General features: G+C 70.7%; 22 protein-coding genes and 2 riboswitches. Of the genes, 17 read left to right on the top strand and 5 right to left on the bottom strand.

From position 1 onward, the window contains the following. Positions 1-16: 16 nt before the first annotated feature. Positions 17-820: a polysaccharide deacetylase family protein gene (locus M2283_RS33845; protein ID WP_280880273.1), complete on the top strand. Its 804-nt coding sequence runs from the start codon at positions 17-19 to the stop codon at positions 818-820. 21 nt (positions 821-841) lie between these two features. Here M2283_RS33845 and M2283_RS33840 read toward each other — a convergent pair whose 3' ends face one another. After that, on the bottom strand, positions 842-1744 hold the full coding sequence (locus M2283_RS33840) for a LysR family transcriptional regulator (protein ID WP_280880272.1): 903 nt from the start codon (positions 1742-1744) through the stop codon (positions 842-844). Positions 1745-1923: 179 nt separating this feature from the next. On the opposite strand from M2283_RS33840, the gene M2283_RS33835 reads away from it, so the two are divergent. The 11 genes from M2283_RS33835 (at position 1924) to M2283_RS33785 (ending at position 15093) form a co-directional block, all read left to right on the top strand. Next, positions 1924-2862: a family 2A encapsulin nanocompartment shell protein gene (locus M2283_RS33835; RefSeq protein WP_280880271.1), complete on the top strand. Its 939-nt coding sequence runs from the start codon at positions 1924-1926 to the stop codon at positions 2860-2862. Next, positions 2837-4753, top strand: a complete 1917-nt coding sequence (locus M2283_RS33830; protein WP_280880270.1) for a family 2A encapsulin nanocompartment cargo protein cysteine desulfurase — start codon at positions 2837-2839, stop codon at positions 4751-4753. The genes M2283_RS33835 and M2283_RS33830 overlap by 26 nt, the downstream gene beginning before the upstream one ends. 146 nt (positions 4754-4899) lie before the next feature. Next, on the top strand, positions 4900-6240 hold the full coding sequence (locus M2283_RS33825; protein WP_280880269.1) for an amidohydrolase: 1341 nt from the start codon (positions 4900-4902) through the stop codon (positions 6238-6240). Next, on the top strand, positions 6230-7288 hold the full coding sequence (locus tag M2283_RS33820) for a LacI family DNA-binding transcriptional regulator (RefSeq protein ID WP_280880268.1): 1059 nt from the start codon (positions 6230-6232) through the stop codon (positions 7286-7288). Before M2283_RS33825 ends, M2283_RS33820 begins: the two co-directional genes overlap by 11 nt. 50 nt (positions 7289-7338) lie before the next feature. Beyond that, entirely contained in the window at positions 7339-8100 is a 762-nt protein-coding gene (locus M2283_RS33815; protein ID WP_280880267.1) for a glutamine amidotransferase, read from the top strand. Further along, positions 8100-8822: a purine-nucleoside phosphorylase gene (gene deoD / locus M2283_RS33810; RefSeq protein ID WP_280880266.1), complete on the top strand. Its 723-nt coding sequence runs from the start codon at positions 8100-8102 to the stop codon at positions 8820-8822. Before M2283_RS33815 ends, deoD begins: the two co-directional genes overlap by 1 nt. Before the next feature lie 136 nt (positions 8823-8958). Further along, the gene (locus M2283_RS33805) at positions 8959-10053 is read left to right on the top strand and encodes a BMP family lipoprotein (protein ID WP_280880265.1); all 1095 of its coding nucleotides are present in this window, start codon (positions 8959-8961) and stop codon (positions 10051-10053) included. Positions 10054-10069: 16 nt separating this feature from the next. After that, the gene (locus M2283_RS33800) at positions 10070-11644 is read left to right on the top strand and encodes an ABC transporter ATP-binding protein (RefSeq protein ID WP_280880264.1); all 1575 of its coding nucleotides are present in this window, start codon (positions 10070-10072) and stop codon (positions 11642-11644) included. After that, entirely contained in the window at positions 11641-12774 is a 1134-nt protein-coding gene (locus M2283_RS33795; protein WP_280880263.1) for an ABC transporter permease, read from the top strand. Before M2283_RS33800 ends, M2283_RS33795 begins: the two co-directional genes overlap by 4 nt. Continuing rightward, a complete protein-coding gene (locus M2283_RS33790; RefSeq protein WP_280880262.1) occupies positions 12774-13736 on the top strand; it encodes an ABC transporter permease in 963 nt (320 codons plus the stop codon). The genes M2283_RS33795 and M2283_RS33790 overlap by 1 nt, the downstream gene beginning before the upstream one ends. Before the next feature lie 139 nt (positions 13737-13875). Then, on the top strand, positions 13876-15093 hold the full coding sequence (locus M2283_RS33785; RefSeq protein ID WP_280880261.1) for an esterase-like activity of phytase family protein: 1218 nt from the start codon (positions 13876-13878) through the stop codon (positions 15091-15093). Between the two features lie 30 nt (positions 15094-15123). Here the strand turns inward: M2283_RS33785 and M2283_RS33780 are convergent, their stop codons facing one another. The 4 genes from M2283_RS33780 to gcvT all read right to left on the bottom strand — a co-directional run bounded on the left by M2283_RS33780 (position 15124) and on the right by gcvT (position 19474). Then, complete coding sequence (locus M2283_RS33780) at positions 15124-16491, bottom strand: L-serine ammonia-lyase (protein ID WP_280880260.1); 1368 nt, start codon at positions 16489-16491, stop codon at positions 15124-15126. Positions 16492-16572: 81 nt separating this feature from the next. Then, positions 16573-17832, bottom strand: coding sequence for a serine hydroxymethyltransferase (gene glyA / locus M2283_RS33775; protein WP_280880259.1), 1260 nt, complete (start codon positions 17830-17832; stop codon positions 16573-16575). 14 nt (positions 17833-17846) lie between these two features. Beyond that, positions 17847-18224 (bottom strand): glycine cleavage system protein GcvH, encoded by a 378-nt coding sequence (gcvH, locus tag M2283_RS33770; protein WP_280880258.1) that lies wholly within the window; start codon positions 18222-18224, stop codon positions 17847-17849. Positions 18225-18355: 131 nt separating this feature from the next. Then, the gene (gene gcvT, locus M2283_RS33765; RefSeq protein WP_280880257.1) at positions 18356-19474 is read right to left on the bottom strand and encodes a glycine cleavage system aminomethyltransferase GcvT; all 1119 of its coding nucleotides are present in this window, start codon (positions 19472-19474) and stop codon (positions 18356-18358) included. A gap of 37 nt (positions 19475-19511) precedes the next feature. Then, a riboswitch (glycine riboswitch) is annotated at positions 19512-19630 on the bottom strand. After that, a riboswitch (glycine riboswitch) is annotated at positions 19631-19736 on the bottom strand. Positions 19737-19919: 183 nt separating this feature from the next. On the opposite strand from gcvT, the gene M2283_RS33760 reads away from it, so the two are divergent. The 5 genes from M2283_RS33760 (at position 19920) to M2283_RS33740 (ending at position 25780) form a co-directional block, all read left to right on the top strand. Continuing rightward, complete coding sequence (locus M2283_RS33760) at positions 19920-20594, top strand: AAA family ATPase (RefSeq protein ID WP_280880323.1); 675 nt, start codon at positions 19920-19922, stop codon at positions 20592-20594. A 113-nt stretch (positions 20595-20707) separates the two neighbouring features. Beyond that, positions 20708-21499 carry an enhanced serine sensitivity protein SseB gene (locus M2283_RS33755; RefSeq protein ID WP_280880256.1) on the top strand — a complete coding sequence of 264 codons (792 nt, stop codon included), beginning with the start codon at positions 20708-20710 and terminating at the stop codon, positions 21497-21499. Positions 21500-21708: 209 nt separating this feature from the next. Next, positions 21709-22464, top strand: a complete 756-nt coding sequence (locus M2283_RS33750; RefSeq protein ID WP_280880322.1) for an enhanced serine sensitivity protein SseB C-terminal domain-containing protein — start codon at positions 21709-21711, stop codon at positions 22462-22464. Positions 22465-22797: 333 nt separating this feature from the next. Continuing rightward, on the top strand, positions 22798-23805 hold the full coding sequence (locus M2283_RS33745; protein WP_280880255.1) for an ABC transporter permease: 1008 nt from the start codon (positions 22798-22800) through the stop codon (positions 23803-23805). A 70-nt stretch (positions 23806-23875) separates the two neighbouring features. Continuing rightward, positions 23876-25780: an ABC transporter substrate-binding protein gene (locus tag M2283_RS33740; RefSeq protein WP_280880254.1), complete on the top strand. Its 1905-nt coding sequence runs from the start codon at positions 23876-23878 to the stop codon at positions 25778-25780.

Raw genomic sequence — 25780 nt, 5'->3', positions numbered from 1 at the left:
CAGGGAGAGACTTCCCATGCCCTTTCACCTGCGCAGGCGCACAGGACCGTTGCGCATACGACGCTCGCGCCTCCTCATCGCCCTCGCGGCAACCGCCACCACCGTCCTCGCCGTGACCCTGACGCTGGCCCTGACCGTCACGACGTACGACCACACCTCGCCACGAGCCGCCCGGAACAAGGCGTCGGGACCGGTGGCCGCCGGGTCGGTCGACTGCCGCAGGGCGAAGTGCGTGGCCCTCACCTTCGACGGCGGCCCCAGCCCCACAACTCCCCGTCTCCTGGACATCCTTGAGCGGGACCGTCTCCACGCGACGTTCTTCCTCCAGGGCAAGGGCCACATCGCCAAGTACCCGGAGATCATCCGCCGCATCGCGGACGAGGGCCACGAGATCGGCAACCACACCTGGAACCACAAGGTGTTGACGCGGATCGGCACGGCAGACGCCCGCCGGGAGCTGACCCGCACGCAGGACGCCATCGCGAAGATCACCGGCACCAAGCCCGTCCTGATGCGCCCGCCGCAGGGCCGCACCAACCGCCAAGTGTCCAAGATCTGCCGGGAGTTGGGTCTGGCGCAGGTGCTGTGGAGCGTCACGGCCAAGGACTACGAGACGACCGACTCGGCGCTGATCACCCAACGCGTGCTAGACCAGACCCACCGCGACGGCGTCATCCTGCTGCACGACCTGCACAAGGGAACCGTGCCCGCCGTTCCGGGGATCATCAAGGCGCTTCAGCGGCGCGGCTACACCATCGTCACGGTGTCCCAACTGCTCGCCCCGGCCAAGCCGCGGCCGGGGATGGTCTACCGACCCTGAACCTGCCGCACCTCACCCACGTCAGGTCGGCCATTCCGGTTCGGAGACCGTCGCGTTGAGGGCGTCGAGGAGCACCTGGGCGGGTTGGGACGCGGGCGGTTTGCCGTGCACCGCGGCCACGACCTGTCTGCGCATGCCGGCGATCCGGTCGAGCCGGACCCCGGGGTGCCGGTTGGCGAGGAGGGTGAGGCCGGGCAGCAGGCTCACGCCGAGACCGGCCGCGACGAGCGCCTGCACGGCGACGTAGTCATCGGTCTCGAACTCGACGATCGGCGTGAACCCGGCCCGCCCGCAGGCCGCGACGAGATGCTCGCGGCAGCGTTCGCATCCGGCTATCCAACGGGTCTCCGCGTAGGTGGCCAGCTCCGCCCGAGGCCCGTCCCAGGTGCGGTCCGTCGGCGTGACCACGTACAACGGCTCTTCGAGCAGCGGCGTCATCGTGGTGTCGCGGCGATCGCGCAGGGGCGGGTCGCCGTGCTCGAAGATCAGCGCCACGTCGACGTCGTTGTTGCGCAGGGCGCTGAGCGCGTCCGGCGGTTCGGCCTCGCGCAGGATGAGCTCGATGCCGGGATGGCGGTCGAAGACGCGGGCCGCCACGAGCGGCACCAGGGTGGCCAGCGCGGAGGGGAAGGCGGCCAGTCGGACCCGGCCGGTGCGCAGGCCGGCCAGCTCGTCCAGTTCCGCGTGCACCGACTCGACCTGCGCGAGGATCGACTCGGCGCGGTCCACCAGCAGCCGGCCCGCGTCGGTGAGCCGGATACCGCGCCCCATCCGCTGCAACAGCGGTACGCCGACCTCGGCCTCCAGCTTGGCGAGCTGATGGCTGACCGACGGCTGGGCGTAGTGCAACGCCTCCGCGGCTGCCGTGATCGAACCCTCACGGGCGACGGCGACCAGCACACGCAGCCGACTCAGGTCGATCATGCGCGAATGATAGCCCTCGTCGATGAAAGCCTCGAAAACACGCATTGGACCGCTACCGGGGCCACTGCGAGGGTGAATCGATAGTTGGTGCGAGCGAGTTCGAGACCGCACACCCCCGTCGGCGATCTCACTCCCTCACGCGTGCCCGCTTTCCCCCGGGCGCGGAAAGGAGACGCTGTATGACCACGACCGCGCATCCCCCGTCGCGATCGATGTCGGTGAGCGACCCCGCGGCACGGACCCTGGCGAACGCCACCAAGACCGTTCCGCAGATGTCCTCCATCACGCCTCGCTGGCTGGTGCACCTGATGTCGTGGGTACCGGTCGAGGCCGGCATCTACCAGGTGAACAAGGTCGTCCACCCCGAGTCGGTCCGCATCGAGTGCGACAACTACGACGAGTCGCCGCTGCCCGACACCTTCGTCGACTACTCGCAGGAGCCCCGGACCTACCGGCTCAAGGCCGTCCAGACGGTCCTGGACCTGCACACCCGGATCGCCGACCTGTACTCCAGCCCGCACAACCAGACCGCACAGCAACTGCGGCTGACCATCGAGGCGGTGAAGGAGCACCAGGAGGGCGAGCTGATCAACAGCCCGGACTACGGGATGCTGGCCAGCACGGCGGACAGCCAGCGCATCTCCACGCTGGGCGGGCCGCCGACGCCGGATGATCTGGACGCCCTGATCACGAAGGTGTGGAAGCAGCCGGCCTTCTTCCTCACCCACCCGGAAGGCATCGCCGCGTTCGGCCGGGAGTGCACCCGGCGCGGTGTGCCGCCGGCCACGGTGAGCATGTTCGGCTCGCAGTTCCTGACCTGGCGCGGACTGCCGATCATCCCGTCGGACAAGGTCCCGCTGGCGAACGGGAAGACCAAGTTCCTGCTGCTGCGCACCGGCGAGTCCCGCCAGGGCGTGGTCGGACTCTTCCAGCCCGGGCTCTCGGGTGAGCAGGGGATGGGGCTGTCGGTGCGGTTCATGCAGATCGACCGCAGTGCCATCGCCTCCTATCTGATCTCCCTGTACTGCTCGCTCGCGGTGCTCACCGAGGACGCGCTCGCCGTGCTCGACGACGTCGAGGTGGACAGGTTCCATGACTACGCCCCCACCTACCGCTGACGGCTCGGCCCCGGCCACGGCTGACGGATCCGCCCCGGCGTGGCTGCCGGACGAGGAGACGCTCAGCCGGCTGGCGGGGGAGTTCTTCCGGGCCCTGCCCGGCCAGCCGACGGACATGGACATGGATATGGCGGCCCCGGTCCCCGACGGCCACCCGCAAGGGCTGCCGGGCCAGTCGGAATGGCCGGCGCCGACCGGTCTGCCGGTCCAGTCGGAGTGGCCCGTACCGACCGGCCTGCCCGCCGCCGACCCGCCCCCTCCCGCGCCGACCGCCGGGATGAGCCCACCCTCCGGTCCGCCGCCGACCAGCGCCCCGGCCACGTTCGCGGCGAGCGCGCCGGGCCTCGCCGGACCCGCCCCGGAGGTGCCGGCCCCGCCGGTGGCCCCCGGGCCGCCGCCGGTGGCACCGTCGTCCGCGCCGGCCCGACTCGTGGATCCCGGGGCGTACTACTTCCTCACCGAGGCACCCGGCTACCCCGCCCAGCCGCCGGAACTCCCCGGCTTCGGGCACCTGGGGCTGCCGCCCCTCCCGCCCCTCTTCGAGCCCGAGCCACCGACGGCCGCGGCCACGACAGCGCCGTACTACTTCCTCCAGGGACCCGGCGTACCCGGCGTATCCGAGGCACCCGGATCACCGGTCGGGCTGCTGCTCGACCCGCACCCGGCGTTCGACGTGCGGGCCGTGCGGAGGGACTTCCCGATCCTGTCCGAGCTGGTCAACGGGCGTCCGCTGATCTGGCTGGACAACGCGGCGACCACGCAGAAGCCGCAGGCGGTGATCGACCGGCTGGTCGAGTTCTACTCGCGGGAGAACTCCAACATCCACCGCGCGGCGCACGAGTTGGCGGCCAGGGCCACCGACGCCTACGAGGGCGCCAGAAAGACCGTCGCCCGGTTCGTCGGGGCGGGCTCCGCCGAGGAGATCGTGTTCGTCCGGGGCACCACCGAGGCGATCAACCTGGTCGCCAAGGCGTGGGGGCCCGGGCACCTCCGCGCGGGCGACGAGATCGTGCTCTCCCACCTGGAGCACCACGCCAACATCGTGCCCTGGCAGATGCTGGCGCAGCAGACCGGTGCGGTGATCAAGGTGATCCCGGTCGACGACGACGGGCAGGTACTGCTCGACGAGTACACCAAGCTGCTGTCCGACCGCACCAGGCTGGTCGCGGTCACCCAGCTGTCCAACGCCCTCGGCACCGTCGTACCGGTCGAGCAGATCATCGAGATCGGGCACCGGGCCGGCGCACGGGTCCTGGTCGACGCGGCGCAGTCCGTCCCGCACCTGACGGTCGACGTCACGGCGCTGGACGCGGACTTCCTGGTCTTCTCCGGGCACAAGCTGTTCGGGCCGACCGGGATCGGGGTCCTCTACGCCAAGCGCGAGATCCTGGAGGACATGCCTCCGTGGGAGGGCGGCGGCAACATGATCACCGACGTCACCTTCGAACGGTCCGGCTACCAGCCGCCGCCGGGCCGCTTCGAGGCCGGCACCGGCAACATCGCCGACGCGGTGGGGCTGGCCGCGGCCATCGACTACGTCGAGCGCATCGGCCTGCCGAACATCGCCGCCTACGAGCACACCCTGCTGGAGCACGCCACCGAAGGCCTGCGCGGTGTACCCGGACTCCGGCTGATCGGCACCGCCCCGGACAAGGCGAGCATCGCGTCCTTCGTCCTGGACGGCTACGAGCCCGCCGAGGTGGGCACCGCCCTCAACGAGGAGGGAATCGCGGTCCGTTCGGGCCACCACTGCGCGCAGCCGATCCTGCGCCGCTACGGCCTGGAGGCCACCGTCCGCCCGTCGTTCGCGTTCTACAACACGCACGAGGAGGTGGACACGTTGATCACGGCGGTCCACCGGCTGGCGACCCGGCGGGGCGGCCACCACTAGCCCGCGCCGGCGACCCGCTCCACCGGCCCGCGCTGCCCGGACGGCTTCCCGTCCGGGCAGTGGCATGCCGCTGCGACAAGTCCTGCAAGGGTTGTGCAAAACGTTTTGGGTCCTTAGCGTCCGGTTCGGACGGAAGGACCCGCATCATGCGCCGACTGATGGTGACCTCCTGCTCGGTGCTCGTCGTGCCCGAGCGGGGGCCCTGCCGAGTGGAACCCGGCCAGGACATCCTGGTCGAGGACGGAGTGATCGCCTGGACGGGCCCGGCGGGCTCCGGGCCGGCCGCCACCGGGGCACAGATCGTGGACGGTACGGGACTGGTCGCCGTACCCGGGCTGGTGAACGCCCACACGCACGGCCCGATGACGCTGATGCGCGGCGCCGCCGAGGACGTGAGCGTCGAGGACTGGTTCAACGAGCGGGTGTGGCCCATGGAGGTCAACCTCACCCCCGCCGACATCGGCCTCGGCGCGGCGCTGGCCTGCGCGGAGATGCTGCTCGGCGGGGTGACCACGTTCGCCGACCACTACTTCCACGCCGAGCGGATCGCCGACGCCGTCGTACGCACCGGAATCCGGGCCGACATCGCGCCGACGTACTTCAGCAGCCGGGGCCGCGCCGCGCTGGAGGAGAGCGCCGAGGTCGCCGCGGCCCTGCACGGCACCGGCGACGGGCGGGTCACCGCCTCGCTCGGCCCGCACGCGCCCTACACCGTCGACGACGCGGACCTGGTCCGGCTCGCGGACCTCGCCCGGGAGACGGGCCTGCGGATCCACATCCACGCCGCCGAGCACCTGGAGCAGACCGAGTCGAGCCTGGCGCGGCGCGGCATCACCCCCATCACGGTGCTGGAGCGGACCGGCGTGCTGGACGCGGGCGCGCTGATCGCGCACGGCTGCGGCATCGTCCCCGAAGACCTGCCGACGCTGGCGGCGCACCGGGACCGTACCGGTGTGGCCTGCTGCCCGAAGGTCTATCTGAAGCACGCCCTGTCCCCGCTCACTCCGGTAAGGAGCCTGCTGGGCGCGGGAGTTGCCGTCGGGGCCGGAACGGACGGGGCGGCCGGGCACAACACGCTGGACGTGTGGGAGGCGATGCGGCTGGTCGCGCTGACCCAGAAGCAGGCGGAGCGGGACGCCACCTGGATGACGGTCTCCGACACGATCCGGCTGGCCACGCGCGGCGGGGCCGCGGCGCTCGGACTCGGCGACCGGATCGGCGCGCTGGAGCCGGGCCGGGCCGGGGACATCGTGCTGGTCGACCTGGGCGGAGCACACTGCCGGCCGGTGCACGACCCGGTGGCGGCCCTGGTCTACAGCGCCCGGGCGAGCGATGTGCGCACGGTCGTCGTGGACGGTCGGGTCGTGGTGCAGGGCGGCCGGCTGCTGACACTGGACCTGCCAGGGCTGCTGGCCGAGATCGAGGCACGCGTGCCCGCGCTGCTGGACACCTCGCACGGCAGGGCGGTGCAGCACTATGACCCGTGAACAGGACGAGGACGCGGGCCGCCGACGGGTGCGGCGCCCCGCGTCGATCAAGGACGTGGCCGCCGCCGCGCGGGTCAGTCCGACGACGGTGTCGCACGTGCTGAGCGGCAACCGGCCGGTCGCGGAGGAGACGGCCGAGCGGGTGCGTACCGTCGTCGCCCGGCTCGGCTACGTACCGGCCTCGACGGCCCGCAATCTGCAGGCGGGTTCGACGAGTGTCATAGGGCTGCTGGTGCCCGACATCACCAACCAGTTCTTCGCCGAACTCGCCAAGGGCGTCGACGACGCCGCCCACGACCTGGGCTACGGGGTCATCCTGTGCAACACCGAGTTCGACCCCGACCGCGAGGACCGCTATCTGGAGATGCTCCGCGGCCGGTTCATCGACGGCATGGTGTACGCCTCCGGCTCGCCGCCCTCCCGCGGCCGGCTGGCGTCGCTGCTCGGGCGGTTTCCCATCGCGCTGGCCGACGAGGTCGTTCCCGGGCTGCTGGAGCAGACCATCCTGGTCACCGCCGACCACCGCGCGGGCGGCCGGCTGATCGGGCAGCACCTGCGGGAACTGGGCCACCGCCGGGTGCTCGCGATCAGCGGCCCGGTGGACCTGGTCAGCAGCCTGGAGCGGATCGCCGGTTTCCGGGAGGCGTTCGGCGACGCGGGCGTCACCGAGGTCGAGGGCGCCTTCGTCGAGCAGTCCGGCTACGCCCTGGTCGCCACGGCCCTGGAGAACGGCGGCCGGCGCCGCTTCACCGCGGTGTTCGCCGCCAACGACCTGATGGCGCTCGGCGCGATCGCCGCCCTGGAGGACGCCGGCCTGCGCGTCCCCGACGACGTCTCGGTGGCGGGCTTCGACGACATCATGCTCGCCTCCCGCGTCCACCCCCGCCTCACCACCGTCCACCAGCCCGCGTACGACGTCGGCCGCACGGCAGGCGCCCAACTCCTCAGCTACGTCCACCGGGACGAGGTGCCCCCCGCCTCCCGGCACATCCTGCCGGTCCGGCTGAAGGTCCGCGCCAGCACGGCTCCCGTGCGCCCGGCCCGCTGACCACGCCGCACGAAAACCACCGCACACATCACAGGAAAGGTCGTGCCGCGATGCCCCATGTCCTCGTCGTGGGTGAGTCCTGGTTCACCCACTCCGTCCACCAGAAGGGGTTCGACTCCTTCTTCACCTCCGAGTACGTCGAGGGCGCCCAGGTCTTCCTCGACGCGCTCCGCGACCGCGGCCACACGGTGACGTACGTCCCGGCGCACGAGATACCGAGCAGAGTGCCCACCACGGCAGAGGGCCTGGAGCCGTACGACGTCGTCGTGATCAGCGACGTCGGGGCCAACAGCTTCCAGCTCACGCCGGAGACCTTCGCCCGCTCGGTGCCCTCGCCGGACCGCACGGAACTGCTGCGCGCCTACGTGGAGCGCGGCGGAGGCCTGCTGATGGTGGGGGGCTACCTCTCCTTCACCGGCATCGACGCCAAGGCCCGTTGGGGGCGCACACTGCTGGCCGCCGCCCTGCCGGTCGGGCTGCACGACCGGGACGACCGGGTGGAGCTGCCGGCGGGGGCCGCGCCGACAGTGGTCACCGGACACCCGGTGGTCGACGGGATGGACGGGACCTGGCCCGATCTGCTCGGGCTCAACGAGGTGACGGTACGAGACGGGGCGGACCTGCTCGTCGAGTGCACGGGCCATCCGCTGCTGGTCGTGGGCGGCTACGGCGCGGGACGGTCGGCGGCCTTCACCTCCGACCTGGCACCGCACTGGGCCCCGCCCGCGTTCCTGGACTGGAAGGGCTATCCCGAACTGTGGGACCGGCTGGTCCGCTGGCTGGCCCGGACCCCGGTGGGGGAGGACGCCTGATGGTCACCGCCCACATCTCGGCCACCCCGGGCGACTTCGCGCCGGACGTGCTGATGCCCGGCGACCCGCGCCGGGCACGCCGGATCGCCGAAACGATCCTCCAGGACGCCCGGCTGGTCACCGACGTGCGCGGCATCGAGGGATACACCGGAACGTACCGGGGCGAGCCGCTGTCCGTGCTGGCCTCCGGCATGGGGATGCCGTCCGTCACGATCTACGCCACGGAACTCTTCCGTTGCTACGGCGTCCGCCGCGTCGTCAGGGTGGGCACCGCGGGCGGCATCCCCGCCTCGGTGGGTCTGCGGGACGTCGTCGTGGCCACCGCCGCGCACACCGACTCGGCGATGAGCAGCCGTCGTATCGACGGAGTGCAGCTGAGCCACGCCGCCTCCTTCGGCCTGGCCGCTGCCGCCGTACAGGCCGCCGGGGGCGGCTCCGGGCCGCAGGTGCACATCGGGCCCGTGTTCACCACCGACCACTTCTATCTCGAACGACCTTCGCTGTTCGAGCAGTTGGAGGCACACGGCACCTTGGCCGTGGAGATGGAGGCGGCCGGCCTGTACGCGACCGCCGCCGCCGAGGGCGGGCACGCGCTCGCCGTCCTGACGGTCAGCGATCACGTGCGCCACGCGGAGGCACTCACTCCGGCCGAGCGCGAGAGCGACTTCGACCGTGCCGTCACCATCGCGGCCACCGCACTGATCACGGAAACAATCTCCTAACACGAGAGAACACAGAGACCCGTAGCCAAAACGTTTTGCATTGCATAGCTTTCGGCCAATGGCGAAGAACTGCCCCCGCTTGAGAATCCACTAGAGAACCCGCTAGAGGACCCACTAGAGAAAGAGAATCCAGGCGATGGACAAGATCAGAATTCTGGGGGCCGTCGCGGCGCTCTCGCTCACCCTCGCCGCATGCGGTGTCTCGACGGACTCGGACTCCACCGAGTCCGGGAAATCCGGAAAGCTGCGCATCAAGTTCGTCATCAACGGAAACCTCGGTGACCGTTCCTTCTTCGACTCGGCGTACGCGGGCCTGAAGAAGACGGAGAAGGACCTCGGGTACAGCCTGAAGGTCGTCGAGCTGGGCAGCGACCGCACCAAGTGGTCCTCCGGCTTCGAGGACGCGGCCTCCGGCGACGACTACGACGTGCTCGCCGCGGGCACGGTCGACACCGTCGGCTTCATCTCCAAACTGGCCCCGGAGTACCCGGACAAGAAGTTCTGGCTCTTCGACGGATCCGTCGACTACACGGGCAGGAGCGGCTGTTCCAACAAGTGCGCGAACGTCTACTCCGTCACCTTCAAGCAGAACGAGGCCGCCTATCTGGCCGGATTCCTCGCCGACAAACTCGTCGCCGCCAAGGCCCTTCCCGGCGGCGCCGGGAACGAAAAGGTCGGTGTGATCGGCGGAGTTCAGATACCGGTCATCGAGGACTTCGTCGTCGGCTTCAAGGCAGGCTTCAAGGCGGCGGGCGGAAATCCGTCCTCCGGTGTCCTCGTGCAGTACGTCGGCGGCGACAACCCGTTCGGCGACCCGGCCAAGGGCAAGCAGATCGCCTCGGCGATGTACGGGCAGGGCGCCGAACTGGTGTGGCCCGTCGCCGGATCCTCCGGCCTCGGGGCCTTCGAGTCGGCCGTCGCCGCCAAGCGGTACACCTTCGGCGTCGACTCCGACCAGTTCAAGACGCTCACCGACGCGTCCCAGCGGCAGACCGTCGTCACCTCGATCCTCAAGAACGCCGGCAACGCCCTCTACCTGGCGGCCAAGGCGAACAAGGCCGGCACGCTCGCCTATGGCAAGCCCGCCGCCGTGGGCCTGGCCGAGAACGGCGTGGGCTACGTCGACAACACCAACTTCGACAAGCTCGTGCCCGCCGCCGTGCGCACCGAGCTCGAAGCGCAGGCCGCGAAGGTCAAGTCCGGTGCCGTCAAGGTCCCTTCGGCCTTCTGACCTCCGAGGAACACTGGTGGAACCCACAGAGGAAACCGGCGAACCCGTGGCCACGGACACGGCCCCGCCCGCCCTGGAGGCCGTGGGCCTCGGCAAGACCTACCCCAACGGCACCCGCGCCGTCAGCGACGTGGACCTGTCCGTGCCCCGTGGCGAGATCAGGGCGATCGTCGGCCAGAACGGCGCGGGCAAGTCCACCCTGATGAAGCTGCTGTACGGACTCGAACAGCCCTCGGCCGGCCAACTCAGCGTGCACGGGCGGCGGGTCAGGTTCTCCGGACCGCAGGACGCCATCGCCCTCGGTGTGGGCATGGTCCACCAGAACCTCATGCTGGTCCCGTCGTTCACCGTCGCCGAGAACGCCGTCCTCGGCGTAGAGCCGGGCCGGGCGGGCCGCGTCGACCGCGCGGCAGCCGCCGAACGCACGGCGGCGCTGGCCGAGCAGTCGGGACTCGCCGTCGACCCGACGGCCAGGGTCGACACGGTCTCCGTCGGAATGCGCCAGCGCGCCGAGATCCTCAAGGCCCTGCACCGCGGCGCCCGCATCCTGATCCTCGACGAGCCCACCGCCGTGCTCACCCCGCAGGAGACCACCGACCTCTTCACGGCGGTCCGCCGACTGCGCGACTCGGGCATGACCGTGCTGTTCATCTCGCACAAGCTCAAGGAGGTACGGGAGATCAGCGACCGGGTCACCGTCATGCGCGCCGGGTCGGTGATCGGCACCGTACGCACCGAGGAGTCCACGCCCGCGCAGCTGGCGTCCATGATGGTCGGCCGGGAGATGTCCCTCGACGTGGCGAAACCCCCGGCGCGGCCCGGGGCGAGGGTGCTGCGGGTGCGCGGACTCTCGGGTCCGGCGGTGCACGGTGTCTCCCTCGACATCGCGGCCGGTGAGATCGTCGGCCTCGCGGGCGTCGAGGGCAACGGCCAGACGGAACTCGTCGAACTCCTCGCCGGACTGCGCCGCCCCACCGCCGGATCGGTCACCGTGGACGACACCGACGTCACGCACCTCGACGCGGCGGGCCACCGGCGGGCCGGCATCGCCCACGTACCCGAGGACCGGCTGTCCAACGGGGCCGCCCTGGACCGCTCCATCGCCGACAACCTGATCGTCGACCGCCACGACCGGCCCCCCGTCGCACGCCGAGGCATCCTGCGCACCCGCCGCATACGAGAACTCGCCGAGGACCTCATCAGCCGGTACGCGATCCGCGCCCCGCACCCGGACGCGGCGGCCGGAGCACTGTCCGGCGGCAACCTGCAGAAGGTCGTCGTCGCCCGCGAACTCTCCGCCAAACCACGCCTGTTGCTCGCCGCGCAGCTGACCCGGGGCGTCGACATCGGCGCCATGCACTTCATGTACGAGCGGCTGCTCGAAGCCCGTGACGCGGGTGCCGCGGTGCTGCTCGTCTCCGCCGACCTCGGTGAACTCCTCGCGCTCTCCGACCGGTTGCTGGTCATCAAGGACGGCCGGCTCGTCGCCCGCTTCGACGACCCGGCCGGACTCACCGAGGAGGCCACCGGCCTGTACATGCTCGGTGTCGAGCGGCACCCGGACGAGCGGATCACGGCAGGTGTCCGATGACCTCGACCCTGGAACCGGCCGCGGAACAGCAGGGACGGCCCGAGACGCAGGGCCGCCGGGAGTTCCTGGCCACCCGACGCCGCACGGTGGTCGTCGAGTTGACGATGACGGTACTGACCGTCGCGGTCGCCGTCCTCATCGCCTTCCTGGTGGTCCTGGCCACCGGCAAGGACGCCGGCGGCGCACTGGACGCCCTGCTCACCGGCCCGTTGGAGCGCACCCCGCGGATCGGCCGCTGGCTCGCCGACGCCACCACCCTCTCGCTGCTCGGCCTGTCCGTCGCGATCCCCTTCCGAGCCCGGCAGATCAGCCTCGGCGCGGAGGGCCAGGTGTACGCCGGAGCCCTGGCGAGCGCCCTGGTGGCGATCAACCTCCATCTGCCGCCCGTAGCCGCGGTGTTGGTGCCGCTCGGCGCCGCCGCCCTCGCCGGGGGCGCCCTGGGCGCCGTACCCGGAGTGATGAAGGCCCGGCTCGGCGCCAACGAGATCGTCGCCACGCTGATGCTGAACGCCGTCGTCGTGCGGGTCTTCGACTATCTCCTCACGGACCATCTCAAGGCACCCGGCAGCAGCGCCGTACAGTCCGCCCCGGTGCGTCCCGACTCGGCGCTCCCGCTCCTCTCCGACTTCTTCCAAGTCCCCCTGGACCAGGCGAACATCGGCCTCTTCGGCATGCTCGCGGTGGCAGCCGCCGTCTGGTTCCTACTGGCCAGGACCCCGCTCGGCTACCGCATCCGCATCACCGGCTCCAACCCGGACTTCGCCCGCTACGGCGGCCTCGACGTGCCCCGCACGATCGAGTGGAGCTTCGTCATCGGCGGCGCGCTGGCCGGCCTCGCCGGAGCGCACCTCGCGCTCGGGATCTACGGCGGGCTGCAGCCCGACATGGCCGGCGGCCTCGCCTTCGAGGGCATCGTCGTCGCCCTGCTGGGCCGCAACAACCCGGTCGGCGTGGTCGCCGCCGCGCTCCTCTACTCGTATCTGCGGGTCGGCGGTGACGTGATGGAGCAGCAGACCGATGTCGGCTCCGACGCCGTGACCATCATCCAGGCGGTCATCGTGCTGCTCGTGACCGCGCGGGCGCTGCCCGAACTCGTCAAGCGGTACCTCGCCCGAAGGGAGGCCCGCTGATGGGTCCCGTCCTCGATGTCGTGCTCAGCACGGGATTCCTCGCGGCGATCCTCGGGGTGTCCACGCCGTACGTCCTCGCCGCCCTCGGCGGGCTGCTGGCCGAGCGGGCCGGGGTGCCCAACATCGCCCTGGAGGGTTCGATGCTGAGCGCCGCCTGCACGGGCGCGCTGGTCGCCGGGTACAGCGGTTCGGTCTGGGCCGGAGCCGTCTGCGGGATCGCGGCCGGCGCGCTGCTCGCGCTGCTGCTCGGCGTGCTGCACCTGTACCTCGGCGCGGACGCCATCATCGCGGGCATCGGCCTCAACCTCCTTGCCGCGGGCGCGACTTCGTACACCGTGTTCGCGCTCCTCGGCGACAAGGGCGGCACCAGCCGGTTGCACAGCGGCGCGCTGCCCTCGGTCCGGTTGCCGCTCATCGAGGACATCCCGGGCGTCGGCGCGGTGCTCAGCGGGCAGAACGTGCTGACCTGGGCCGCCCTCGCCGCCACCCCGGTGGTCGCCTGGCTGCTGTACCGGACCCGGTTCGGCTTCCACCTGCGCGCGGTGGGCGAACACCCCGAAGCGGCACGCTCGGTCGGCATCCACGTCCACCGGGTCCAGTTCCGCGCCCTCGCCCTGAGCGGTGCGCTGGCCGGGGCGGCCGGAGTGTTCCTGAGCATGGGCGCCGTTTCCTTCTTCGTCACCGGCATGACCGCGGGCCGCGGTTACATCGCCCTGGCCGCCGTCTTCCTCGGCGCGCTGCGCCCCTGTGGCGTTTTCCTGGCCGCCCTCGGCTTCGGCACCGCCGAGGCCCTCGCCGTCCAACTCGGCAACCTCGACGTCCCGTCCCAGCTGGTCTCCGCGATCCCCTACGTCTTCACCCTGCTGGCCCTGGCGTTCTTCGCCTGGCGCCGCCGCCGCGCGTCACGTACGGATGCCGCTCCCGCACCACTCGCGGGTCCGGCCGTCCTGGAGTCTCCGTGACGAAGTGAAGCTGCCCGTGTGAACGCGACCGGCGCGGGCGCCGCGGGGCCGAACACTCCTATGCCACCCCGGAGTTGACCCCGGGACCCGACAGACCGTCCCCGGCCCTCCCGGCCACCCGACACCTCACGGAGACCCCATGACTGCCCGCGCCGCCCGCACCGCCAGCGCCCGCACTGCCTGCGCCCGTACCGCCCGCCCCACCCGCGCCCGCATCATCGCCACCGCCGTTGTCCTCGCCGTCCTCCCCGCCCTCGTCGGCACCCCGGCCGCCGCCCACGACAGCTCCGTACGACTGGACTTCCTCGGCGAGCGGGAACTGCCCAACGCCCTGGCCTTCCAGGGCACCACCGTCGGCGGCCTGTCGGCCATCGGCTACGACGCGAGAACCGGCGCCTACTACGTGATCAGCGACGACCGCTCGGCGACCGGCCCCGCCCGCTTCTACACCGCTGACATCGACTTCGCCCACGGCGCGCTCAAGAGTGTCGAACTCACCGGCACCCACCCGTGGTTGCGCCCGGACGGCACCACCTTCCCGCCCACCTCGACCACCACCTCCACCGTGGCACCCGACCCGGAAGGCATCGCGGTGGACCCGCGCAAGGGCGGCCTGGTCTGGACGAGCGAGGGCGAGCGCATCGTCCCGTCCGGCGGACAGGCCCTGCTCGGTGATCCCTGGATCCGCCGCGCCACCACGACCGGGGCCTACGCCGGACAGCTCCCGCTGCCCCCGCAACTGCACATGAACTCCCAGGAGTTCGGCCCCCGCCAGAACCAGACCCTGGAAGGAGTCACCTTCACCCCGGACGGACGACGGATCGTCACCGCCATGGAGGACCCCCTCTACCAGGACGGCGCCGACCCCACCCCCGAGCACGGCGCCCTCACCCGCATCACCGTCCACGACGCGGACACCGGACTGCCCACGGCCCAGTACGCCTACCCCCTGGAACCGCTGTTCGCCGCCCCGCCGGCGGGCAGCACCGACACCAACGGCGTCAGCGACATCGTGGCCCTCGGCCATGACCGGTTCCTGGTCCTGGAGCGCGCCTCGATCTACGCCGACAACAACTGGAAGTCCCGCATCTACCTGGTCGACCTGCGTGGCGCGACCGACGTCCTGGGCCGGGACTCCCTCACCACCGCGTCCGCACGCCCCGTCAAACCGGTCCGCAAGACGCTCGTGACCGACCTGTCCGACGTTCCCGGGCTGACCCGGGTCGACAACGTCGAGGGCATCACCCTCGGTCCCCGGCTCCCCGACGGCCGCCGCACCGTCGTCCTGGTCTCCGACGACAACTTCGCCGCACGCCAGGTGACCCAGGTGATCGCCTTCGCCGCACACGGCATCTGACGGTGAGTCAGGTGGGTCGGCCCGGTCCCCTCAACACTCGATGATGTTCACCGCGAGCCCACCCCGGGCCGTCTCCTTGTACTTGACGCTCATGTCGGCCCCCGTCTCCTTCATCGTCTTGATGACCTTGTCGAGGGACACCTTGTGCGAACCGTCCCCCCGCATCGCCATCCGCGCCGCCGTGACCGCCTTCACCGCGGCCATGCCGTTGCGTTCGATGCAGGGGATCTGGACGAGGCCGCCGACGGGGTCGCAGGTGAGGCCGAGGTTGTGTTCCATGCCGATCTCGGCCGCGTTCTCGACCTGTTCGGGGGAGCAGCCCAGGACCTCGGCGAGCGCGCCGGCCGCCATCGAGCAGGCGGAGCCGACCTCGCCCTGGCAGCCGACCTCGGCGCCGGAGATGGAGGCGTTCTCCTTGAAGAGCATGCCGATCGCGCCGGCGGCCAGCATGAAGCGGACGACGCCGTCCTCGTCCGCGCCCGGCACGAAGTTGATGTAGTAGTGCAGGACGGCGGGGATGATGCCGGCGGCGCCGTTCGTCGGGGCGGTGACCACCCGGCCGCCCGCCGCGTTCTCCTCGTTCACCGCCATCGCGTAGAGCGTGATCCACTCCATCGCGTGCGCCAACGGGTCGCCCTCGGCCCGGAGTTGACGGGCCGACATGGCCGCGCGCCGGCGTACCTTCAGGCCGCCCGGCAGGATGCCCTCGCGGGCCATGCCGCGCGAGACGCACGCCTGCATCACCCGCCAGATGTCGAGGAGCCCCTCGCGGATCTCCTCCTCGGTGCGCCAGGCGCGCTCGTTCTCCAGCATCAGGGCGGAGATCGACAGGCCCGTCTCCGAGGTCAGGCGCAGCAGCTCGTCACCCGTGCGGAAGGGGTACTTCAGCACCGTGTCGTCCAGCTTGATACGGTCCGCGCCGACCGCGTCCTCGTCGACGACGAAGCCGCCGCCCACCGAGTAGTACGTCTTCGACAGCAGCTCGGCGCCCGAGGCGTCGAACGCCCACAGGGTCATGCCGTTGGCGTGGTAGGGCAGGGTCTTACGGCGGTGCAGGATCAGTTCGTCGTCGAAGGAGAACGGGATCTCGTGCTCGTCGAGGAGCCGGATGCGGCCCGCCGCCTTGATCGCCTCGACCCGCTCGTCCGCCCCCTCCACGTCCACCGTCCGCGGCGAGGCGCCCTCCAGACCGAGCAGCACCGCCTTGGGCGTGCCGTGGCCGTGGCCGGTGGCGCCTAGCGAGCCGTACAGCTCGGCGCGGATCGACGCGACGGACTCCAGCACGCCCTCGTTGCGCAGCCGGCGGGCGAACATCCGGGCCGCGCGCATCGGGCCCACCGTGTGGGAGCTGGACGGGCCGATGCCGATCGAGAACAGGTCGAAGACCGAGATGGCCACGGGAACTCCTCAGAACGCGGGGTGGTGCGGGGTGGGGCACCGCGCTCACCTTCCAGTGTGCGCGGTGCCCCGAGGGGCCGACTACAGCCCGGGGTACAGCGGGTGTTTCCCGGCGAGCGCGCTCACGCGCGCCTTGAGTGCCTCCGCGTCGTAGGCGGGCTTGAGCGCCTGCGCGATCACGTCCGCGACCTCGGCGAAGTCCTCGGCCGTGAAGCCGCGGGTGGCCAGGGCGGGCGTACCGATACGGAGACCGGACGTCACCATGGGCGGACGCGGGTCGTTCGGGACGGCGTTGCGGTTGACCGTGATGCCGACTTCGTGAAGTCGGTCCTCGGCCTGCTGCCCGTCCAGCTCGGACTCCCGCAGGTCGACCAGGACCAGGTGCACGTCGGTGCCGCCGGACAGGACGTTCACCCCGGCCTCGCGGGCGTCGGCCGCGGTGAGCCGCTCGGCGAGAAGCCGGGCACCTTCCACCGTACGCCGCTGGCGCTCCTTGAACTCCTCGCCCGCCGCGACCTTGAAGGAGACCGCCTTGGCCGCGATCACGTGCTCCAGGGGACCGCCCTGGAAGCCCGGGAAGACGGAGGAGTTCAGCTTCTTCGCGAACTCCTTCTTCGCGAGGATGATCCCGCCGCGCGGGCCGCCGAGGGTCTTGTGGGTCGTGGAGGTGACGACGTCCGCGTACGGGACCGGGTTGGGGTGCAGACCCGCGGCCACCAGACCGGCGAAGTGCGCCATGTCGACCCACAGGTACGCCTCGACCTCGTCGGCGATCCGGCGGAACTCCGCGAAGTCCAGCTCGCGCGGGTACGCCGACCAGCCCGCGATGATCACCTTGGGCCGGTGCTCCTTGGCGAGCCTCTCCAGCTCGGCCATGTCGACCAGACCGGTCGCGGAGTCCACGTGGTAGGCGACCACGTCGAACTGCTTGCCGGAGAAGTTCAGCCGCATCCCGTGGGTGAGGTGGCCGCCGTGCGCCAGGTCCAGACCCAGGATGGTGTCGCCGGGCTTGGCCAGCGCGAACAGGGCGGCCTGGTTGGCGGAGGCGCCGGAGTGCGGCTGCACATTGGCGTACTCGGCGCCGAACAGGTCCTTGACCCGGTCGATCGCGATCTGCTCGACCACGTCGACGTGCTCGCAACCGCCGTAGTAGCGGCGGCCCGGGTAGCCCTCGGCGTACTTGTTGGTGAGGACCGAGCCCTGGGCCTCCATGACCGCGACGGGCGCGAAGTTCTCGGAGGCGATCATCTCCAGCGTGGACTGCTGGCGGTGCAGCTCGGCGTCGACCGCGGCGGCGACGTCAGGGTCCAGCTCGTGCAGGGGTGTGTTCAGTACGGACATGCGTGTACGACTCCTCAGCCGGCCGTCTCGGCGGCGTACTCGTCGGCGGACAGCAGGTCGGACGGCTCGTCGGTGAAGCGCACCTTGAAGAGCCAACCGCCCTCGAAGGGGGCCGAGTTCACCAGCGACGGGTCGTTCACCACGTCCTCGTTGATCTCGGTGACCTCGCCGCTGACCGGCGAGTACAGGTCGCTGACCGACTTGGTCGACTCCAGCTCGCCGCAGGTCTCGCCGGCGGTCACCTCGGAGCCGACATCGGGGAGCTGGGCGTAGACGACGTCACCGAGCGCGTTGGCCGCGAACTCCGTGATGCCGACCGTCGCGACGCCGTCCACGGCGGCCGACAGCCACTCGTGCTCCTTGCTGTAGCGCAGCTGCTGGGGGTTGCTCATGGCCTGAATTCTCCTGTACGCGGGGGAGTGCTGGTGAATGGGGTACTGCGGAAAGCGTCGGTGAACAGGGCAGGTGAACAGGGCGGACGTGCCCGAGGTCACCGAAGAGACGTGACGACGCTACGACGCCGTCACTTCCGGCGCTTGTAGAACGGCAGCGCCACGACCTCGTACGGCTCGTGACTGCCCCGGATGTCCACGCCGACACCGGACGTGCCCGGCGCCGCGTGGGCCGTGTCGACGTAGGCCATCGCGATCGGCTTGCCCAGCGTGGGGGAGGGGGCGCCGGAGGTGACCTCGCCGATCACCTCGCCGGCGGCGACGACCGGGTACCCGGCGCGCGGTACCCGACGCCCCTCGGCGACCAGGCCGACCAGGACGCGCGGCGGCTGCGAGGCGGCGCGCCCGGCGGCCGACTCCAGGGCCGTACGCCCGACGAAGTCGCCCTCCTTCTCGAACTTCACCACCCGGCCGAGCCCGGCGTCGAAGGGGGTGAGCTCCGTGCTCAGCTCGTGCCCGTACAGCGGCATGCCCGCCTCCAGGCGCAGCGTGTCCCGGCAGGACAGACCGCAGGGGACCAGGCCGACGCCCTCGCCGGCCTTGGTCAGCGCCTGCCACAGCTCGACGGCGTGCTCCGGCTTCACGAACAGCTCGAAGCCGTCCTCGCCGGTGTAGCCGGTGCGCGCGATGAGGGCGGGGACGCCGGCGACCGTGCCGGGCAGGCCGGCGTAGTACTTCAGGCCGTCGAGGTCGGCGTCGGTGAGCGACTTGAGGATGCCGGGGGACTCCGGACCCTGGACGGCGATCAGCGCGTAGGCGTCCCGGTCGTCGCGGACCTCGGCGTCGAAACCGGCCGAACGTTCCGCCAGCGCGTCGAGCACCACCTGGGCGTTGGAGGCGTTGGCGACGACCATGAACTCGGTCTCCGCGAGGCGGTAGACGATCAGGTCGTCCAGGATGCCGCCGTCGGCCCGGCAGATCATGGTGTAGCGGGCGCGGCCGACGCCGACGGAGGCGATGTTGCCGACCAGGGCGAAGTTGAGGAGCCGGTCCGCCTCCGGGCCGGTGACGGTGATCTCGCCCATGTGGGAGAGGTCGAAGAGCCCGGCCTTCGTACGGACCGCGAGGTGTTCGTCGCGCTCGGAGCCGTAGCGCAGGGGCATGTCCCAGCCGGCGAAGTCGGTCATGGTGGCGCCCAGTGAGCGATGCAGGGCATCGAGCGCGGTGTGACGGGGTTCGGTGCTGCTCATCGGACGGTTGTCTCCCAAGGCATGACGGCGAGGTCGTTCCTCCCCATCTGTCATCGGAACCTGAGAGGTTCGCCATGACGGTCCCTGGGGGACGGTCACGGGTTGCACCTTGGGTGGGACCGCCGGCAGAACCGGGGGCCCGCTTTTCAGATGTGCCTCGCCCGCGCGGTAACGGGGCCTGAGAGATTCAAGGGAGGGACTTGCTCCTTCGGCGCCCCAGTGACGCAGAACGTACTGCTGGGGACTCTCCCGCGCGGATTCAAACGGCCGGTATGCAGTTGGCGGGCACATCATTGCACGCATCCCGGGCTCGTGGCAGGCCGCCCTGGGCACCTTCTTTTGTGACGGGCCTGTGGCCGTAAACGAACGGAACCGGGAGACACCGTGGATTACCTTCTCTTTACATTCGGTGGGGAGAAGCTTTCCTGACCCCGCAGGGAGGACGATCACGGTGACAAGGACCACGGCGTACGCCACGACCTCGGGCGTCGCCCTGCCCAAGCAGCCCGCGGCCCCCGCCCGGGAGCGCTGCGCCGAGCGGCCGGCCCCGGTCGTCCGCGACCTGCGCGAGCGCTCCGGCCGCAGCCCGCACGCCCTCCTCTTCGGCCCCCGCGACCTGGTCGTGATCACCGGCCTGCCCGGCAGCGGCAAGTCCACGCTGATGCGGCGCGCGGTCAAGGGCATACGCATCGACTCCCAGGACGCCCGCGACCGCTGGGACACCCGGGCGTCCCGCTACCTGCCGTACGCGGTCTACCGCCCCCTGGTCCGGCTCGCCCACTACGCCGGTCTGGGCCGCGCCCTGCGCGGCGGCGCGGGCGTCGTCGTGCACGACTGCGGCACCCAGGCCTGGGTGCGCGGCTGGCTGGCCCGCGAGGCCCGGCGCCGCGGCGGCATCCTGCACCTGGTCCTGCTCGACGTCCCCCCGCGCACGGCCCTGGCGGGCCAGCGCGACCGCGGCCGGGGCGTCTCCCGCTACGCCTTCCTGCGCCACCGCACGGCCGCGGGCCGCCTGATCCGCTCCGTGGAACGCGGCGATCTGCCCGAGGGCGTCGGCTCGGCGGTGCTCCTGGACCGGGACGCGGCGGACGTCCTGCGCAGGATCGGCTTCACGGGCTGAGCGAGCGGGTCGCCTCCGGCGGGTCGGCGGTGTTTCCACAGGCCGACCGCCCGGGGCCCGTACCCGTTAGCCTTTGCTGCCACAGCGGTACTTCACAGCAGGCGGTCGGACAGATGGACTTCCCAGCGGATCTCCCCGCGGACTTTCCCACGCAGGCGCACCCCCATCCGCACGGCGGATGGCCCGGCAACGAGCTGGAGGAGGTGCTGTCGGCGTCCCTCGGCGTGCCCACGGCGGGCGGCCGGATCATCGAGGTGCTCAGCCGCAGCTTCCTCTGGATCCCGCTGCCGAGCGGCGGCGGCCCGAACAGCGGCCCGCTCGACCTGCCCACGCTGGAGATCGAGGGCCAGGCGTACGTCCCGGTGTTCAGCTCCGAGGAGCAGTTCCGGCACGTCGTCGGCTCGCATCTGTCGTACACGATCGCGCCGGCCGTCGAGTTCGCCCGCGGTCTGTCCCCGCAGGTCGGCATCGCCGTGAACCCGGACGGCATGGTCGGCATCCCGCTCCCGCCGGCCGCCGTCGCCGAGCTGTGCCGCGTCGGCCGCACCCTCCTGGACGGCCCCACCTCCGGCGGCCGCGTCCGCCTCTTCGAACCGGACTGGCAGGACGACCCGGTCGACTTCCTCGCCGCCGCCTCCGCCGAGTTCGAGTCGACCGGTGTGATCCGCACGGCCCGCCGCTGCCTCGCCGCGGTCGAGACCGCGGACCCGGTGATGTTCGTAGGCGTGGAACTCTCCGAATGGGAGGGCGACCTGCGCGCCATCCCGCTGGAGGCCTTGGGCCGGGCCCTGACCAAGGCCCCACCCCAGTGGCAGGTCAACCTGGTCCTCCTGGACGTCACGGACGACCCGGTGGCGAACTGGATGAGGCAACAGGTCAGGCCGTTCTACCAACGGAACTTCTGAACGCTTCAGGGTCAACCGACCCAGGGGCGCGGGGCTGTGCCAATATGCGGCTCCGCCGCGTGGGCGCGACCGGCCACACACAAACCCGCACTCGCCGACGGACATCAGGCCCCAACCCCCTGGGCGCTTAAGCTGTCACAGAAACGCGGGGCCACTTCGAAGGGGCGGTAAGACACGTGAGCGCGAGCCTCAGCGGCAGCGTGGAGCACATGCTGCGCCAGGTCACGCCAGGGCGCTACGACGCCTACGAGGCCCTGCTCCGCGCCCTCGCGACCCCCGGCGCCGGCCAGGTCTGGATGCTCCTGTGGCACGGCCAGTCCGGCTCCCCGGACGCCCAGTACGGAAACATGGAGGTCGACGGCCACGGCTACGCCCCGTGCGTCACCTCCGCCCAGGAGCTGTCCGCCAGCGGCTGGAACCGTTCGTACGAGGTCGTCGACGGAGTCGACGTGGCCCGCACGCTCTACCCCGACCACTTCGGCCTGTGGCTCAACCCGCACGCGCCCGGCGGCGGCGTCGGCATCCCGTGGCTTGATCTGCGCCGTATCGCCACCGGCCTGGAGCGCCAGCCCGCGGGCCCGCTGCGGCTGTCGGAACCCGGCATCGAGATCCCGCAGTTCTACGCCCTGCTCGCGCACAACGCCCACCGCACCCCGGCCGTCCGCGCGCTGCGCCGCGCCTGGGTGCAGCCGGCGCTCGGGGCGCCGTATCTGGCCATCGGTCTCGACGTGTACGACACCTCGCCGCCCGCGGTGGACGCGGTGCGGGCGATGATGCAGCAGTCGATCGGCGCGGTCCCGGACGGACTGCCGGTGTCGACGGTGGCGATGTCGGACGAGGACGACCCGATCGCGATGTGGATGCGGGCCGGCGCCCGGCCCTTCTACGACCGCGAGGCGCACGCGGCCCCGGCCCAGGCTCCCGCGGCCGGGTACGGCTATCCACCGGCGCCTGGCGGATACTGAGAGGGCGTCCGGGCCGGACCGAGGGTCGACCGTCTGGTCCAGACCGGAGGAGCAGAGGGTCTGCGCGCGTAGATAGCGGCGGAAGATCCGTCCGCTTCCTGAATGTCCTGATTAGTCCGCGTCCGACCCCCGTTACCCGCTGTCCGGATAACGGAACCCCCCTGACCTCATCACGTTTACGCATCCTTTCACCGCCAAGTCTGGCAACAGATCGCCAAAGCGTTGAAGACTCCCGCACCAGGGGGCTTTCTGCCCCGAGTACGACGGACTGATCACGCCGCTACAGCGGCAAGTGCGGGCCGGCTACCGCCGGTTGAGAGGGGTCCCTGCCAGATGACGGCACCATTGCACGAGCCGACCGCGGAAGCGGCCCCGAGTGCGGCCGAGGAAGCGGCGGCCGCGACCGCCGGCGCCAAGACCGTTCAGGGACGTTCCCTGGGCCGGATCGCCTGGGAGCGCCTGAAGCGGGACAAGCTCGCCCTCACGGGCGGCATCGTCGTGCTCGTCCTCATCGTGGTCGCCCTGCTCGCGCCCGTGATCACCAACCTGCTGGGGCAGGACCCGGACGCCTACCACGAGAACCTGATCGACCCGCTGTTCGGCACCCCCACGGGGTCGCTGGGCGGCATCAGCGGCGATCACCTGCTGGGCGTCGAGCCGGTCAACGGCCGCGACATCCTCGCCCGCATCCTCTACGGCGCCCGCGTCTCGCTCCTGGTGGGCTTCCTGTCCGCCGTCGTCGCGGTCGTCCTGGGCACCATCCTGGGCATCCTGGCGGGCTTCTTCGGCGGCTGGGTGGACTCGCTCGTCAGCCGCGTGATGGACGGCCTGCTGGCCTTCCCGCAGCTGCTCTTCACGATCGCCCTGGTCTCCGTGATGCCGAACGACATGCTGGGCCTGTCCGGGTCCAACGTGCGCGTCTTCGTGATGATCCTGGTCATCGGCTTCTTCGGCTGGCCCTACATCGGACGCGTGGTGCGCGGCCAGACACTCTCGATGCGTGAGCGCGAGTACGTCGAGGCCGCCCGATCGCTGGGCGCCGGGCGGTTCTACATCCTGTTCAAGGAACTGCTGCCCAACCTCGTCGCGCCGATCATCGTCTACACGACGATGATGATCCCCACCAACATCCTCACCGAGGCGGCCCTCAGCTTCCTGGGCGTGGGCGTCAAGCCGCCCACGTCGTCCTGGGGACAGATGCTGTCGAGCGCCATCGACTACTACGAGTCGGACCCCATGTACATGGTGGTCCCGGGTGTGGCGATCTTCATCACCGTCCTTGCCTTCAACCTGTTCGGCGACGGCGTGCGCGACGCGCTGGACCCGAAGGCGTCCCGCTGAAAGAGCCGTACCCAAAGCGTCCCGTGGCACCAACACGGGGTCTCTCATCTAATCCGGAGGATCCGAGATCGTGACTACCCAACGCACCTCAGGGCGGCGGAAGAAGGCATTTGCCGCCGCTGCTGCGGTCGCCGCACTGCTGACCACGGCGGCGTGCGGCGGCAGCGACGACAACGGCGGCGGCGGTTCGAAGACCGGCGCGGCCGGCTTCGACGCTGCCAACAACAAGGTCGCCCAGGCCTCCCTGGCCAAGAAGGGCGGCACGCTGCGGTTCGGTGGCGCCCAGGATGCCGACTCGTGGGACACCACGCGTGGCTACTACGGCTTCATGTGGAACTTCGCGCGCTACTACAGCCGCCAGCTGGTCACGGGCAAGACGGAGCCGGGCAAGACCGGCGCCGAGCTCACCCCGGACCTCGCCACCGGTCTCGCCAAGGTCTCGGACGACGGCAAGACGTACACGTACACCCTGCGTGACGGCATCACGTGGGAGGACGGCAAGCCGATCACGTCCAAGGACGTGAAGTACGGCATCGAGCGCGTCTGGGCGCAGGACGTGCTGTCCGGCGGCCCGACCTACCTCAAGGACTTCCTTGACCCCAAGGGCGAGTACAAGGGCCCCTACAAGGACACGTCCAAGGACAAGCTCGGTCTGAAGTCCATCACCACGCCGGACGACAAGACCATCGAGTTCCACCTGCCGAAGGCCAACTCGGACTTCCAGGAGGTGCTGGGTCTGGTCTCGGCCTCCCCGGTCCGCCAGGACAAGGACACCAAGTCCAAGTACGGCCTGAAGCCGTTCTCCTCGGGCCCGTACAAGTTCGAGTCCTACAGCCCCGGCAAGAGCCTGACGCTGGTGCGCAACACCGAGTGGAAGCAGTCCTCGGACCCGATCCGCAAGGCGTACCCGGACAAGATCACCGTCCAGTTCTTCTCGGACGCCAACCAGCTGGACCAGCGCCTGCTCAACGGTGACCTGGACCTGGACATCAACCAGACCGGCATGTCCCCGCAGGGCCGCACCACCGCCCTGAAGGAGCACAAGGCCAACCTGGACAACCCGGTCTCGGGTTACATCCGCTACGCGACCTTCCCGCAGAGCGTGAAGCCGTTCGACAACGCCGAGTGCCGCAAGGCCGTCATCCTCGGTGCGGACCACGTCTCGCTGCAGACCGCTCGCGGTGGCCCGGTCGCCGGTGGTGACATCGGCACCAACATGCTCCCGCCGTCCGTCCCGGGCTCCGAGGGCCAGAAGTACGACCCGTACAAGATCTCCGGCGCGAACAAGAACGGCAACGTCGAGGAGGCCAAGGCGGCCCTGAAGGCGTGCGGCAAGCCGAACGGCTTCTCCACCACCATCGCGGTGCGCAACAACAAGCCGGTCGAGGTCGCCACGGCCCAGTCGCTCCAGGCGTCGCTGAAGAAGATCGGCATCAACGCCCAGATCGACCAGTTCGACGGCTCGCAGACCACCGGCATCATCGGCAGCCCCTCGAACGTGAAGAAGAAGGGCTACGGCATCATCATCATGGGCTGGGGTCCGGACTTCCCGACCGTCCAGGGCTTCGGTCTGCCGCTGTGGGACAGCAAGTACATCGCGGAGAGCGGTAACAACAACTTCGCCCTGATCGACGACAAGACCATCGACGGTCTGTTCGACAAGTACGTCACCACGCTGGACGAGTCGGGCAAGACCCAGATCTCGACCGAGATCAACCACAAGGTCATGGAGGGCGCGTACTACCTGCCCTTCACCTTCGAGAAGTTCATCAACTGGCGCGGCGACAACCTCGCGAACGTGTACACGTCGGACAACTACAGCGGCATGTACGACTTCGTGAACCTCGGTCTGAAATCCGCGATTACACCCCGCCCCCCCCGGCGTCGGCCACTAACGGCTGGTGAGGGCCGGGGGGGGGTGGGCGGGGCCCCCGGTTGGACGCGGGGGGCCCCGCGGCCCCGCGGCGGGCCGTAA

Origin of the sequence: Streptomyces pseudovenezuelae, from assembly GCF_029892565.1 — a bacterium.
GTDB lineage: Bacteria > Actinomycetota > Actinomycetes > Streptomycetales > Streptomycetaceae > Streptomyces > Streptomyces pseudovenezuelae_A.
The sequence above is the reverse complement of the archived record's forward strand: the minus strand, read 5'-3'. Positions and strand labels throughout refer to the sequence as shown.